Origin of the sequence: Ensifer oleiphilus (assembly GCF_013371465.1) — a bacterium.
Classification (GTDB): Bacteria; Pseudomonadota; Alphaproteobacteria; order Rhizobiales; family Rhizobiaceae; genus Ensifer; species Ensifer oleiphilus.
Map to the genome: position 1 here is coordinate 267,810 of NZ_JABWDU010000003.1, position 13,677 is coordinate 281,486.

The 13,677-nt window shown below is 60.5% G+C and carries 10 protein-coding genes; 7 read left to right on the forward strand and 3 right to left on the reverse strand.

All coding sequences use genetic code 11. The features are described 5' to 3' along the window. The first annotated feature begins 370 nt into the window (after positions 1-370). The 7 genes from HT585_RS13960 (at position 371) to HT585_RS13990 (ending at position 7,794) form a co-directional block, all read left to right on the forward strand. Positions 371-1,681, forward strand: a complete 1,311-nt coding sequence (locus tag HT585_RS13960; RefSeq protein WP_281410679.1) for an amidohydrolase family protein — start codon at positions 371-373, stop codon at positions 1,679-1,681. A gap of 52 nt (positions 1,682-1,733) precedes the next feature. Then, positions 1,734-2,726, forward strand: a complete 993-nt coding sequence (locus HT585_RS13965) for a BMP family protein (protein WP_176353511.1) — start codon at positions 1,734-1,736, stop codon at positions 2,724-2,726. Positions 2,727-2,800: 74 nt separating this feature from the next. Next, on the forward strand, positions 2,801-3,895 hold the full coding sequence (locus HT585_RS13970; protein ID WP_176353512.1) for an ABC transporter permease: 1,095 nt from the start codon (positions 2,801-2,803) through the stop codon (positions 3,893-3,895). Between the two features lie 58 nt (positions 3,896-3,953). After that, a complete protein-coding gene (locus tag HT585_RS13975) occupies positions 3,954-4,877 on the forward strand; it encodes an ABC transporter permease (RefSeq protein ID WP_425513759.1) in 924 nt (307 codons plus the stop codon). A 5-nt stretch (positions 4,878-4,882) separates the two neighbouring features. Beyond that, complete coding sequence (locus tag HT585_RS13980) at positions 4,883-6,427, forward strand: ABC transporter ATP-binding protein (protein ID WP_176353514.1); 1,545 nt, start codon at positions 4,883-4,885, stop codon at positions 6,425-6,427. Between the two features lie 70 nt (positions 6,428-6,497). Beyond that, a complete protein-coding gene (locus tag HT585_RS13985; protein WP_176353515.1) occupies positions 6,498-7,412 on the forward strand; it encodes a LysR family transcriptional regulator in 915 nt (304 codons plus the stop codon). A gap of 127 nt (positions 7,413-7,539) precedes the next feature. Further along, a complete protein-coding gene (locus HT585_RS13990; RefSeq protein ID WP_176353516.1) occupies positions 7,540-7,794 on the forward strand; it encodes a hypothetical protein in 255 nt (84 codons plus the stop codon). On the opposite strand, the gene HT585_RS13995 is transcribed toward HT585_RS13990, so the two are convergent. Genes HT585_RS13995 through HT585_RS14005 form a run of 3 tightly spaced genes read right to left on the reverse strand, consistent with a single transcriptional unit; the run spans position 7,791 to position 13,610 of the window. Next, positions 7,791-9,620: a response regulator gene (locus tag HT585_RS13995; RefSeq protein ID WP_176353517.1), complete on the reverse strand. Its 1,830-nt coding sequence runs from the start codon at positions 9,618-9,620 to the stop codon at positions 7,791-7,793. The genes HT585_RS13990 and HT585_RS13995 overlap by 4 nt on opposite strands. After that, positions 9,613-10,485 carry a CheR family methyltransferase gene (locus tag HT585_RS14000; RefSeq protein WP_281410680.1) on the reverse strand — a complete coding sequence of 291 codons (873 nt, stop codon included), beginning with the start codon at positions 10,483-10,485 and terminating at the stop codon, positions 9,613-9,615. The genes HT585_RS13995 and HT585_RS14000 overlap by 8 nt, the downstream gene beginning before the upstream one ends. Then, the gene (locus HT585_RS14005; protein WP_176353518.1) at positions 10,482-13,610 is read right to left on the reverse strand and encodes a response regulator; all 3,129 of its coding nucleotides are present in this window, start codon (positions 13,608-13,610) and stop codon (positions 10,482-10,484) included. Before HT585_RS14005 ends, HT585_RS14000 begins: the two co-directional genes overlap by 4 nt. Between the last annotated feature and the right edge of the window lie 67 nt (positions 13,611-13,677).

Here is a 13,677-nt window from a genome sequence, read left to right on the forward strand (position 1 = left end):
TCAGGAGCACCCATCGCCCACTCCCCGAAAGACCGTGCGGACCATTCTGAGGACTGCGGCCGACCGAATCGCCCTGCCTTGCCGCAGACACCCTCCAAACCGCTAGGGAAGAACTCAGGCGCCGCTCGGCGCGTGCGCATCTCTACGCCATCCGTCGGCAGCTCAACGCGGAAGAACCGCAATACCGACATTGACCAATCGTACGTCACACGTCTCGGCCAGGGAAGGCGGGCGTGCCACCCGACTGCTAAACGCACAATCGAAGCGCCTCCGATTATTGCGATTTGCTTATTAAAATATTTAAATAATGAATTTGTTTGAATTAACGACGCGTGTTTAGCTTCGCCCCACAACAAAAAGGTGGGGACGAATGGCACGTGACAATCCAATAGCGTCGCTCGCAAATCTGGCTGCCGGTCAGTCCTTTGCGCTTACGGGCGGCACCATCATCCATGACGATGGCTCGCAATCGATCAGCGACATCATCGTGGGCGCCGACGGGCGGTTCGTCGTCATCGAACCCTTTCTCAACACGGCATCCTGCAGAACCTGCATCGACATAAGCGGCATGCTGGTTTCGCCCGGTTTCGTCGATGCGCACCAGCATCTCGACAAGACCGGTGTGCTGCGGTTCACGCCCAACCCATCAGGAACGCTCCAGGGCGCCCGCGAGGCTTTTGCCAAGTATGCCCGCACGGCCGGCCCCGACGACATTCACAAGCGGGCGATCCGCACGATTGAACGGTGTCTGTCCCGCGGCACGACGGCCATTCGCAGCCATATCAACGTCGACAAGGATGCCGGCTTCCACGGCATCAAAACGTTGGCTGGCATTCGCGACGGCGCGAAGGACCGCATCACCCTCCAGCTCGTGGCGTTCATGACGCCGCACCCGGGCCAGGACTTCGACTGGCTGCGCGAAAACATTGATGGCGCGGTGGCGCTCGCCGATGCTGTCGGCGGAACGCCGGCCGTTTCCGAGGAGCCGCCGCGTTATCTCGACATGCTCTTTTCGGCCGCAGTCAAGGCGGACAAGCCCGTCGACCTGCATCTGGACGAACACCTTAACGCCAGCGTTCATCTTATTGATGCCGCCCTCGACCGGGTCGAGCGCTTCGGCATGCAGGGGCGCACCGTGTTCAGTCATGTCTCGGTCCTGAGCGCCCTGCCTCGCCGTAAATTCGAAAGCATCGTCGAGCGCATCCTTGCCCTCGACGTCGGTGTCATTACCCTTCCTGCCGCGAACCTCTACCTGCAGGGACGTGATTACGAGATGCTTCCGCCGCGGGGGCTGACCCGGGTTGCCGAACTGCATCGCGCCGGTATCACAATTGCCACGGCCTCGGACAACATCCAGGATCCGTTCGTGCCGACCGGCTCAGGCGACATGCTGGAAATTGCGCGATGGACGCTGCTTGCAGGGCATCTGCGCGGCGATGAGCTTGCCGCGGCCCACCGCATGATCACCACGGCGCCAGCCCGCCTGATGGGGCTAGGCAAGGACTATGGGCTGCGCGCAGGCGCCCGGGCCGACTTCGTGGTCACGAATTGCTTCGACACCGACACGCTGGTTGCCGGCGGGCCGGACCAAGCCTTTGTCTTCTCAAGGGGACGTCTCGTCTCAGAAACGACGACCGCGCTCATGCGCGTCGAAAACAGCCACGTGAAGGAGGACGCATAACTGATCTGCGGCTCCGGGGGGATTGAAACGACAATCGAATGGGAGGAATGAAATGAAGAAAACTGCATTTTCACGTCGCTCGCTGCTTGCGTCCATTTTCGGATTGGCCCTCGCCGGAATGATCCGGCCCGACATTGCGCATGCCGAAGACTTCAAGATGGGCCTTCTCGTGCCTGGTAGCGTTTCGGAAGAGGGATGGAACCGGATCGGCTACAATGCGCTGAAAGGCGTTGAAGACCAGCTCGGCGCCAAGATCAGCTATGTCGAGTTGCAACAGAACCCGGCGTCCTTCGAAAAGGCCTTTCGCGACTACGCGAGCCAGGGCTACAAGGTAATCCTGGGCCACGGATTTGAGTTCCAGGACGCAGCACTCGAAGTCGCCCTCGATTATCCGGATACTTATTTCCTGATCTCGTCGAGCAGTATCCATGAAGGCAATGTCATCGGCCTCAATACCGATACGAGCCAGCCCTTCTATCTGATGGGCGTCATCGCCGCGAAGATGGGCCAAAAGGCCGGCCTTGTCGGCGGCATGGAGATCCCGCCGATCCAGCAGGCCTTCGCCGGCTTTAAGAACGGCGCCAAGAGCGTCAACCCGGACTTTCCTATCAGCGAGGCCTACATTGGCAACTTCACCGATACGACAGCCGCTAAGGAAGCCGCGCTTAGCATGATCTCGCAAGGCGCCGATTTCGTCGTGCCGAACGCGTCGGGGGCGACCGTCGGCGGCTATCAGGCCATATCGGAATCCGGGCCGGACGTGCGTTCTTTCTCGATCTTCAGCGACTTCACGGAGGTTGCGCCCAACAACATTCTCGGCCTTTACGTCGCCGATTATGCGCAGGGCGTGGTGGAGGTCGTACGCTCTATTCACGACGGCACCCCGCCCACGCAAAACGTCGTCTTCGGCCTGAAGGATCCGAAGGTTATCTCGTTCACCTTCCGCGATGACGGCCCGGTCTCGGTGCCGGAGGACATCCGCGCGGAAGTGAAAGCGATCAGCGACAAGATCGCCGCCGGCGAGATCAAGACAGACGCTCAGTGACGTGCCATTGCTGCGGCCGGCCATAGCCGGTCGCAGCAATGCATTCAACGCCGCACCAATATCGGGACCGATCCATGGAACAGGTAAACCAGGGAGCGCGTGATCACGTGTATCCCCAAGCAGCGCACGCCCTCTACCGGACGCTCTCGCAGGCGGCTATCAGCGCCGCGACCCCGATCGCCGCGGTCCTGGTCGCCCTTTCGTTCGGTGCTGCTCTTTTGTGGCTAAACGGCTTTACCGGCACAGACGTGGTTACGGTGATGGTGATGGGCTCCTTCCAGGATGCGCGCTCGATTGGCGAAATCCTGTTGAAGGCAACGCCGCTCATCCTGATCGGTGCGGGGCTTTGTGTCGCCTTTCGTTGCAGCATCTGGAATATCGGCGCTGAGGGGCAGCTCTATGTCGGCGCGATCGCCGCGACATTCGTCGGCACCAGCATCGATGGCCTCTCGGTCTGGATCCATGCCCCGCTCGTCATGCTGGCGGGCGCGTTGGCCGGCGCGGCATGGGCCGGCATCGCCGGCTATCTCAAGGTTCGATTCCAGGCGAGCGAAATCGTCACCACGATCATGCTCAACTATATCGCCCTCATCCTCACGAGCTATCTCGTCACCGGACCGATGAGGGACGTAAGCGCTGCCTATCCGCAATCGGCCCGGCTGGTACGCGAGGCCTGGACGCCGCGCATCGTTTCGGACATGCGCCTCCATATCGGTATCCTCGTCGCGATCGTGTTGGCAGTCGCACTCTATATTTTCCTGCAACGCAGCAGCCGCGGTTTTGCGTTGCGCGTCGTCGGCCTCAACCCCCATGCAGCGCGTTATGCAGGCATGGACGTGCGCCGCAACGTTATGATCGCCATCTGCATCAGCGGCGCGATGGCCGGACTTGCCGGCGCCTTCGAGGTCGCGGGTGTCACGCACAGGCTCTATCAAAACATCTCGCCGGGTTACGGTTTCGAAGGCATCGCCGTGGCGTTGCTCGCCAACAACAATCCCCTTGCCGCGATCCTGTCGGGCGGGCTCTTCGCCATGCTCCGGTCCGGCTCCGAGGTCCTCCAGATTACATCGCAGGTCCCGCAGGTCCTCGTCCTCGTCATTCAAGGCATCGTCATCCTGTCGGTCGTGGCCTTCGCCAAGTTCCGCGGCATGTTCGCAGGCCTGCGTTAGCCAAACCACGCCCGCAAGGGACGAAGATGATCCAGAGAGGTCCACAACCATGGACGACATGATGTTTTTCACGTTCCTCGCAGCGCTGATGGGCGCGGCCTGGAGGCTCGCGACACCGCTGATCTTCGCCTCGATCGGGGCGGTCTTTTCCGAACGGGCGGGGGTGCTCAACATCGGGTTGGAAGGCACCATGCTGGTCGGCGCCTTCTGCGGTTTCGCAGCCGCCTTCGCCACCGGCAGCATCCCGCTCGGCCTTCTTGCCGGGGTCGGCGGCGGCATGCTTTTCGGGCTGGTTTTCGCCTTCTTCACAATTACCATCAAGGCAGACCAGATCGTGGTGGGCGCGGCACTCAACCTTCTGGGGATGGGCCTCACTGCCTTCCTGTTCCGCACCTATTACGTCTCGACCGGCAAGGGCATCGAGATTGCCCAGCCGGTCCATATCCCTTGGCTGAGCGATCTGCCCTTCCTGGGAGAAGCCTTCTTCCGCCAGAACCTCATCGTCTACAGCACAATCCTTACTGCGATCCTCGCCACCCTCGTGCTCTATCGAACCGCCTTCGGCCTGACACTGCGCGCGGTGGGCGAACACCCGAAAGCAGTCGACGTCGCGGGCCGCAACGTCGCGACATACCGATACGCAGCAGTGATGGTCGGCACAGGTCTGGCCGGCCTCGGCGGCGCGTTCTTGACACTCGGACATTCCAACCAGTTCGTCGAGGGCATCACCTCGGGGCGCGGTTTCATCGCGCTTGCCGTCGTGGTCTTTGCGAGGTGGTCCCCAATCGGGGCTTTCTTCGTCTCGCTGCTGTTTGGCCTCTTCTACGCCCTGCAACTCATGCTCCAGGCACAGGCGTCCGTCGTGGTGCCCTACCAGGTCCTGCAAGCCCTTCCCTACATCATGACGATCATCACGCTTGTCTTCGTTCGCGGCAAGGGCGCTGCGCCAAGCAAGCTCGGCCAGCCCTACGAGATGAGGTAACGGATATGTCCTCCAGACCTTTCCTGCGTATCGACAATATCCACAAACGGTTCGGCCCCATCATTGCCAGCGATGGCGTGTCGCTTCAAATCGACGAGGGCGAAATCCACGCGCTGCTGGGTGAAAACGGTGCCGGCAAGAGCGTGCTGATGAGTATGATCTGCGGCATGGTGCGCCCGGATGAGGGGGAGATCGTCTACAAAGGCGTCCCCGTTCGCTTCAACAGCCCGCGCGAGGCGATTCGCCAACGCATCGGTATGGTGCACCAGCACTTCATGCTGGTGCCGAACCTCACCGTCGCGGAAAACTATATCCTCGGCCGGGGATCGGCGTTTCGGGTCATCAACGACATCGACAAGGTCCATGCAAAAATCCGCGAGCTCAGCGATCGATATGCGCTCGACGTACGCCCAGACGCCCTCATCGAGGATCTCTCCGTCGGTGAACAGCAACGCGTCGAAATCCTCAAGGCTCTGTTCAACGGTATCGATCTCCTCATTCTCGACGAGCCTACTGCTGTGCTGACGCCGCAGGAGACCGACCGCCTGCTTACCCTGATGCGTGACCTGGTCGCCGATGGGAAGACGGTCGTCTTCATCTCGCACAAGCTTGACGAGGTGATGCGGGTCAGCGACCGCATCAGCGTCATGCGCGATGGGCGCGTGGTCAATACCGTCAGCGTCGATCACACGGATGCGCGAGGCCTTGCCCGCATGATGGTGGGGCGCGATGTTGGCATGGAGCTTGTCCGCAGTGCGGCCGCCCCCGGTCGGCTCGTGCTGTCGGTCGAAAACCTCATCTGTCGTAGCGAAACCGGGCTTCCGGCGGTGCGCGGCATCAGCCTCGGCGTGCACGCAGGCGAAATCGTCGGCGTCGCCGGCGTTTCCGGTAACGGCCAGAGCGAGTTGGCACTGGCACTTTCGGGCCTTTTACCCGTGGATTCCGGCCGCGTCGTGCTCAACGGCAAGGACATCACTGGCCTTGCCCCTGCCCGCATCAATGCTCACGGGTTTTCCCATATCCCGGAAGATCGCCACAAGCATGGTATCGTGCAGTCGCTTTCGCTCAGCGAGAACACCATACTCCAGCGATATGACCAGCCGCCCTTTGCCGCCCGCGGCATGCTCAGCCGGCGCGCAATCGGCACGCATACCCGCGACCTCATCAAGCGCTTCCGCATTAAGTGCCACAACGAGAATCAGCGCATTGGCGACCTTTCCGGTGGCAACCAGCAGAAGCTGGTCGTCGCGCGGGAACTGGCGCGCAATCCCGATTTCATCCTCGTCAACCAGCTTGCCCGCGGCATCGATATCGGCGCGATGGAATTCGTCATGGAGGAGATGCTGAAGCAGCGCGAAAGCGGCAAGGCGATCCTGCTGATCTCGACGGAACTCGAAGAACTCTTCGCGATCTGCGATCGGATCCTGGTGATGTTCCACGGCGAAATCCTCGGGGAACTGCCACCGGACCGCGCTCGCCTCGAGGAACTGGGACTGCTCATGGCGGGTAAAACCGCCGATCACAGTGAGCAACCCACTCTTGCGGGCTAGACAGAGGAGGCTGCACCATCGTTTGATGTAACCCGTACAACCGGCATGTCCGAAGGAGGGCGTCGCGTCCATGAATATAACCCTGCGGCAACTCAGGGCCTTCATCGCGGTGGCCGAACTCGGCCAGTTCAACATCGCCGCAAGGAACCTTCACCTTACACAATCGGCGGTCAGCATCCTCGTCCGGGACCTGGAGTCGGAAATCGGTGTGCGCCTCTTCGACCGCCACACGCGCATGGTATCGCTGACGCTGGTTGGGCAGGAGTTCCTGCCGCAGGCCCGCAAGATATTGAAAGACCTGGAGCTCGCTGTCGGCGACGTGCGCGACAACGCCTCGCTGAAACGCGGTCAGGTCACCGTCGCTGCAGCTATCGTGCTCGCCGCAACCATCGTGCCGCCGATCATCGCCCGGTTCCTGCGGATATATCCGGAGATTTCCGTCAGCATCCGCGACATGCCGGAGGAGGCGATCAGCCCCGCGCTCAAGCGCAACGAAGTCGACATCGCCGTCGGCACGCTATCCGAAGAAGATCCCGAGATCACCGCCACCCCACTTTTGCGTGACAAGCTGATGCTCGTCTGCCGGGAGGACCACCGTTTCGCCAAACGAAAGTCCGTGCGCTGGGAGGAAATGAAGGACGAATCCCTTATCACGCTTGCAGCGGCCAACCCGTTGCGCAACATCGTTGAACACAACCTTATCCGCGTCGTGCCGAACTTTCGGCCGAAGTACGAGGTGCGATTCTCGACGACCGCCATCAGCATGATCGCCGCCGGCATGGGCGTTGCCGTCCTGCCGGAGAATTCCAGCCAACTCGCATCCGCCGTTCGTGTCGCGACTATCGACCTGATCGAACCGGACGTGATGCGAGACGTCTCACTCTTGCAGCGCCGCCAGCACAGCCTTTCGCCGGCCGCCGAGCATCTTAAAGCCGTATTCGTCGCCTGGGCGGCCGACCGCACTGGCTTGTCCGTCCGCGATTAAAAGGCACATCCCCCTTCACTTCCTCGGCTCACAGCGAACTGTGCGCCGATAGTGGTCACGGGTAGCGGCATCTCAATCTGAGGCACAATCTCGACCGATCCATACCCTCGGCAAGGGCAGCAGGATCATGCAGTCGCGCTTCCACGACTGTCCTGTGATCCGCATCAACGAGATGCCCGATGTCTCGCGAAATTCACAAAGTCGGCGGAGAAACCAATGGGGACCCGGCATAACATCCATCGGCCCGGCAGTTGCCAATGCATGGCAACTGCTGACCAACGCTTCGGTGCGCCAACGTCACGTCGCAGCAGATCGGCCGACGCCGCATGGCCGCGCCGTCGGCGCCAATCACAACCATACGCGTGAATTCGCAGCGTTCTAGGTGGCCATGGCAGCGGCCATCGCACTTCTTGTGGCATCGACAAGCTGCTGGTCGCTAAACGGCTTTGCGACCACGGGAACGCCCTTAAATCTCGCCGGAAGGTTCTCCCGGCCGTAGCCGCTCACAAACACGAAGGAGATTTTCCTCTCCTGCAGTGCCGAAGCCACGGCGTCGACAGCTTGTCCGCGCAAGTTTCCGTCAAGGAGCGCAACGTCGATATCGGCGTGTTTGATGATGGTCAACGCCTCGTCAATGCTCGCAGCGATGCCGGCGATTTCAAACCCGTCGGCTTCGAGCAACGTCGCAATATCGAGAGCGACAAGCGGCTCATCTTCGATGATCAGTGCCCGGCTTGGTTTTTGACAAGGCAAGACATCGCCCATGGCAGCGATCCGATCACTTTCACTCGCCGACGTCAGCGGCGATTGGCCGTCCGCGCCGTCAGGTACGTCTTCGATCGAAAGCTTGATATGCCACTCGATCCCGTTTGCCGTGATTGACATGTGGGCGGATCCGCCCCCAGCCCTAGCGCTTTGCTCGATCAACGTGGTTCCAAATCCCTTTGGTGCCGTCGCTTCGATGCCCTTCTTGCCTTCCTCAACCCATCGCAGATAGAGCATCCCGTCCTTGAACTGCCAGTCAAGCCGCGCTCGGCCCTCGGCAACCGAGTAGGCTCCATACTTGATGGCGTTGGTCGTGAGTTCGTGCACGATCATCGCGATATGAAGAGCTTCCTGGGGCTTGAGATAGACCGCCGGACCCCCATGCGTGAAACGGTCCTCGTCGATCAGTCCGAGCCTGAGCTGGTCTTCGACGATCTCATGCAGCTTTGCCCCCCGCCAGGTTGCCGCGCTCAACATTGAATGCGCCCTTGACATCGACTGAATGCGCCCGCCGAACGTTTGTGCAAACGAGGCGGGATCACCGGTAAACCGGAGTGTATGAGCCGCCATGGCCTGAACAGTTGCCAGCGTGTTCTTGACGCGATGATTGAGTTCGCCGATCAGCAGACGCTGCGTTTCTTCGGCGCGTTTGCGGCCGGTGACGTCGAGGACCTGGACGCTCATGGATGACAGACGGCCCTGCGCATCGTAAAGCGCGGAGAGATACCACTCGCCGGTGAACAGCGTGCCCTTGCGATCGCGCGCGACGAGTTCGCAAACGCCCCTTCCGCTTGCTCCATCCTCCACGAGCGTCGCTGCAAGTGACGCGAACTGTTCGGCATCCCTTGGTCGGAACACCTCAAGCTCGGCAAATGTGCGGCCCATTGCACCTTGCGCCGCCCAGCCGAGCATGCGTTCGGCCCCTTTCGACCAGGATGTCACACGAAACTGGCAATCCAGCTGTATGAACGCCATCGGCGAGTTGTCTGTATGTGCCTGGATCAGCTCGAGTGCCTGGTTGAGCTTTGCGGTCTGCGCGCGAAGCGAATTTCGCTGGCGTGCCAATTCGAAGAAGACGGCTGTCTTGTTGTGCAGAACGATCGGGTCGATCGGCTTTTGCAGATAATCGACGGCACCTGCCTCGTATCCCCGGAAACGCCGTGCTTCGTCGGCCGGCAGGGCCGTGAGGAAGATGATGGGAATGCTGCGCGTGCGCTCGGGCCCGCGCATGACTTCGGCCAGCTCGAACCCGTCCATACCCGGCATCTGCACGTCGAGAAGCGCAAGAGAGATGTCGTGGACCAGCAGCAATTCCAGAGCCTCAGCACCGGAACCGGCTCTGATGATCTCGAGCCCATCACGAGGCAACAGTGCTTCGAGCGCAACGAGGTTTTCTTCCAGATCGTCGACGATCAGGAACTTGACGGTGTCACGGTCAGCCATGACGCATTCCTTCATTGATATGATGCCGCGTGTGCTTGCGGTAGATTTTCTCAGCCCGGCCAAAGACATCGAACCGGTCTGCATATGCCGAAAAGCTCAAGGTCTCCTGCATACCGAGCCCGAGGAACCCGCCATGCACGAGCGAGTGATCGAACACAGCGATAGCGCGATCCTGCAGCGCCCTGTCGAAATAGATGAGCACGTTCCTGCACGAGACCAGATGGACTTCCGAGAACACCTGGTCGCTCACCAGGCTATGTTCGGAAAAGACGGTGCGTGCCCGCAGCGATTTGTCGAAAACGGCCGAGCCATAGGCCGCGGTATAGTAGTCGGACAGCGACGACCTTCCGCCGGACAAACGGTGGTTCTCGGTGAAGCGCGCCATGCGATCCAGCGCATAGATGCCCGCCTCCGCCTTCTTCAGCGCAGCCGGATTGATGTCTGTCGCATAGAACATGGTGCGGTTTTCGAGACCCTCTTCCCGAAAAAGGATGGAGAGAGAGTAAAGCTCCTCTCCATCGCTGCAGCCCGCAACCCAGACTTTGAGCGAAGGGTAGGTTTTCAGGTGCGGGATCACCTTCTCCCGCAGCACACGGTAATACTCGGGATCGCGGAACAACTCGCTCACCTGCACAGTCAGGAAATTGAGCAATTCACGAAAAGTCGAGGGCTGATGGAGCACAAGGTGCTGAAGCATGGAGAGGCTGCTGCACCCGAAATGGACCTTCGCCTGTTCCATCCGTCGCGCCAGCGATGCCTGGGAATAGCCCCTGAAGTCGTAGTGGCTCTTCTGGTAGATGGCCTCCAGCAGCAAGGTGAGCTCGATCTCGTCAATCCTGCTTGCAGGCATTGCAGCGTCGGTCATCGCGAGATCCAGACCCGCGCCAAAGATAGAAGCTTGTCGACATCAAGCGGCTTGGCCAGATAGTCGTTGGCCCCGGCGTCGATCGACTGCTGCTGATCCTGAGGCATGGCTTTTGCCGTCAGCATGATGATCGGCAGGCTATTCAGACCCGGCCGCCTGCGGATTTCGCGAACCGCGGTCAATCCGTCCATTTCGGGCATCATCACGTCCATGAGCACGAGATCGAATGGCGATCCGGTGCCGGTGCCTTGCTGCTGCCCCTCGTCTATTGCCTTCAATGCCTCCAGCCCGTTTCTGGCGATGGTGACACTGGCGCCATGTGTTTCGAAGATGCTGGTCAAGGCATAGACATTGCGCACGTCGTCCTCGACGATCAGGATCCGCCGGCCTTGCACCGCTTCATCGCGATTGAGCGATTTTGCCAGCATTTCCTGCTGCTGGTTTGGAAGCGTGGAGACGACCTGGTGCAGGAAAAGCGTGACCTCGTCGAGCAGGCGCTCGGGCGACTTTGCTCCCTTGATGATGATGGATTTGGCGTATCGCCTCAGGCGCAGCTCGTCGTCCGGGGTTATGTCGCGACCGGTATAGACGATGACCGGCGGGAAGGCGATCGACGAGTCCTGGCTCAGTTCGTCGAGCACATCCAGGCCCGAGGCGTCGGGCAGGGTCAGATCCAGCACCATGCAATCGAACGTCTCGCCTCTCAGCTTTGCCAGGCATTCGGCTGCGGTCTTGGCGCCGACCGTGCTGACATTGCGGGAGCCCAAGAGCAGTTGCACGCTTTCAAGCTGCGTCGCATCGTCCTCGACCACGAGCACGCGCCGAACGGGTTCGAGCATCTTATGCTCCAAGCCTTCCAGCGCCTGCACCAGTTCTTCGCGCTTGACCGGCTTAAGCGTGTATCCAGCCGCGCCCAGCGCGCGCGCACGGCGAACGTAATCGGACGCGGAGACGACGTGCACGGGGATGTGGCGGGTCCGCAAATCATGTTTCAGCCTGTCGAGTACGAACAGGCCCGTATGATCGGGAAGACCGATATCAAGGATGATGGCATGTGGAAGGTACTGGCGGGCAAGAATGACGCCATCTTCCGCAGTGCCGGCGACAATGCATTGGAAGCCGAGCTCGTGGGCGAGATCGTAAAGGATCTCGGCGAAAGTCGCATCATCCTCGACTGCGAGCATAACGCGTCCACCGGCCGTCAATTTGCCGCGGTCGTCCGGGATCAGCTTGGGCGGGCTGCTGATCGTTGATCCCTCTTGCGAGGAACGCGCCTGCAAGGGTGGCGTGTGTGTAATTGTCGGCCGGGCGACGACAGACGCTCTGGTCGGCATCGGTACTGCCGCTTCAAGCTCCAGAGGCAGGACGAGCTTGAAAGTGCTGCCCTTCCCTTCCAGGCTTTCCACCTCGATGCGGCCACCGAGCATGGTACCGAGTTCGCGCGAAATCGAAAGTCCGAGACCGGTTCCGCCGTATCTGCGGCTGATCGTGCCGTCGGCCTGCCGGAACGGTTCGAAGATCGCCTGCTGGTGTTCTTCGGAAATTCCGATCCCGGTGTCTCGAACGCTGAACGCGATATGGCGTCCTCCGCTCTTTTCGATAGCCAGCGCAACTTCGCCACTATGCGTGAACTTGATCGCGTTGCTGAGGAAGTTCTTGAGGATCTGCTCCAATCTCAGCGGGTCGGTGACGACTGTCGCCGGCGTCTGGGGTTGGATGTCCGTGCGAAGCTTCAGCCCTTTCTCGACGGCGGTGGTTTCGAACATGCCCTTCAGCTTGCCGACGATATCGGCAATTGCGACCGAGCGAGGTTGCACCTCGACTTGGCCGGCCTCGATCTTGGATATGTCGAGGATATCGTTGATCAGCAGCAGAAGGTCGTTACCCGAGGACTTGATCGTGTTGGCGAACTTGACCTGTTCCGCGCTCAGGTTGCCCGCCTTGTTGTCGGCGAGCAGTTGGGCAAGGATGAGCAACGAGTTCAATGGTGTCCGCAACTCGTGCGACATATTGGAGAGGAACTCGGATTTGTAGCGGCTTCCCTTTTCCAGGTCTCGGGCCTGCTGCTGCAGCACCAGTTTGGCGCCAGCGAGGTCGTCGCGCTGTGCCTCGAGTTCGCGTGTCTGCCGCTCAAGCTGAGCGTTGTTCTGCTCCAGTTCGGTCTGCTGAAGCTCCAGCCGTGATTGCGAATCCTGCAAGGACCTGCTTTGAGCCTCGAGCTCGTCATTGGCGGCGCGCATCTCGTCGCTTTGTGCCTGAAGTTCGGCCGCCTGTTCTCGCGTCTCTTCGAGAAGGTCGCGCAAGCTTTCGCGATATTCCACCGAACGGATGGCGATGCCGATCATGGGAGACAGCCGTTCAACGAGCGCGGCGGCGTCCGTTTGGTTATCGTTGAGGAAGCCGAATTCCAAAACAGCGTTGACGACACCGTTATCCTGTGCGGCAAACATCAAGAGATTGCGTGGAACCGCGCGGCCAAGACCCGAGCCGACATAGAGGTAGTTCTCCGGGACGGCCGTGAGTGTGATGGTCTTGCCATCCTTCGCGACCTGACCGATGAGACCGTCTCCGATTGCGACCGACTGCGGGACCGGCGCATCGTCCGGCACGCCGAACGAAGCCTTGCGACAGAAGGTGGCGTCCTTGCGGATAAAGATCGCTGCACTCTGTGCACCAAGAAAGGACGTCAGATAGTCGAGCACGTTGTCAGAGAGCTGATCGATCGTCTGCTCGCCCGCTATGCGCCGAGCAAGCCCCACCTGGCCCTCCTGCAACCACTCCTGGCGACGAACCTCGGTCTTGTTCCGGATGAACGCAAAGCCGGTGGCCGCCAGGACCCAAATGGTCGCGACGCAGAGGGAGCGGTTGATCTGAGCGAGGCTTTCGGAGACACCGCTCGGAGCCAGAAAATACCCGATGACGATCAGGATGGTCGACACGAGCGCCACTATGATGGGCACCTCTTGCCGCCAGGCAAAGAAGGATACGGCGGCCGCCAGAATGTAGACCACCCAGACGGCGGTGCCGAGCGGCAGCATGAGGTCGGCGGTAAAGGGCAACACGACCAAGATCGCGAGGAGAGCATAAATCCAAGGGGCGGATTTTTCCGCCGATGCAGTCGTCATGTGTCTCAATGTCCTCGAGCCGATGCCACGTTCAGCTCACAACTAGCCCTGTAGCAACGCGCCAGAT

Coding starts and splice junctions, on each gene's coding strand:
- HT585_RS13960 (WP_281410679.1), top strand. CDS start 371: ATGGCACGTGACAATCCAATAGCGTCGCTCGCAAATCTGGCTGCCGGT.
- HT585_RS13965 (WP_176353511.1), top strand. CDS start 1,734: ATGAAGAAAACTGCATTTTCACGTCGCTCGCTGCTTGCGTCCATTTTC.
- HT585_RS13975 (WP_425513759.1), top strand. CDS start 3,954: ATGATGTTTTTCACGTTCCTCGCAGCGCTGATGGGCGCGGCCTGGAGG.
- HT585_RS13990 (WP_176353516.1), top strand. CDS start 7,540: ATGCAGTCGCGCTTCCACGACTGTCCTGTGATCCGCATCAACGAGATG.
- HT585_RS13995 (WP_176353517.1), bottom strand. CDS start 9,620: ATGGCTGACCGTGACACCGTCAAGTTCCTGATCGTCGACGATCTGGAA.
- HT585_RS13980 (WP_176353514.1), top strand. CDS start 4,883: ATGTCCTCCAGACCTTTCCTGCGTATCGACAATATCCACAAACGGTTC.
- HT585_RS14000 (WP_281410680.1), bottom strand. CDS start 10,485: ATGACCGACGCTGCAATGCCTGCAAGCAGGATTGACGAGATCGAGCTC.
- HT585_RS13985 (WP_176353515.1), top strand. CDS start 6,498: ATGAATATAACCCTGCGGCAACTCAGGGCCTTCATCGCGGTGGCCGAA.
- HT585_RS13970 (WP_176353512.1), top strand. CDS start 2,801: ATGGAACAGGTAAACCAGGGAGCGCGTGATCACGTGTATCCCCAAGCA.
- HT585_RS14005 (WP_176353518.1), bottom strand. CDS start 13,610: ATGACGACTGCATCGGCGGAAAAATCCGCCCCTTGGATTTATGCTCTC.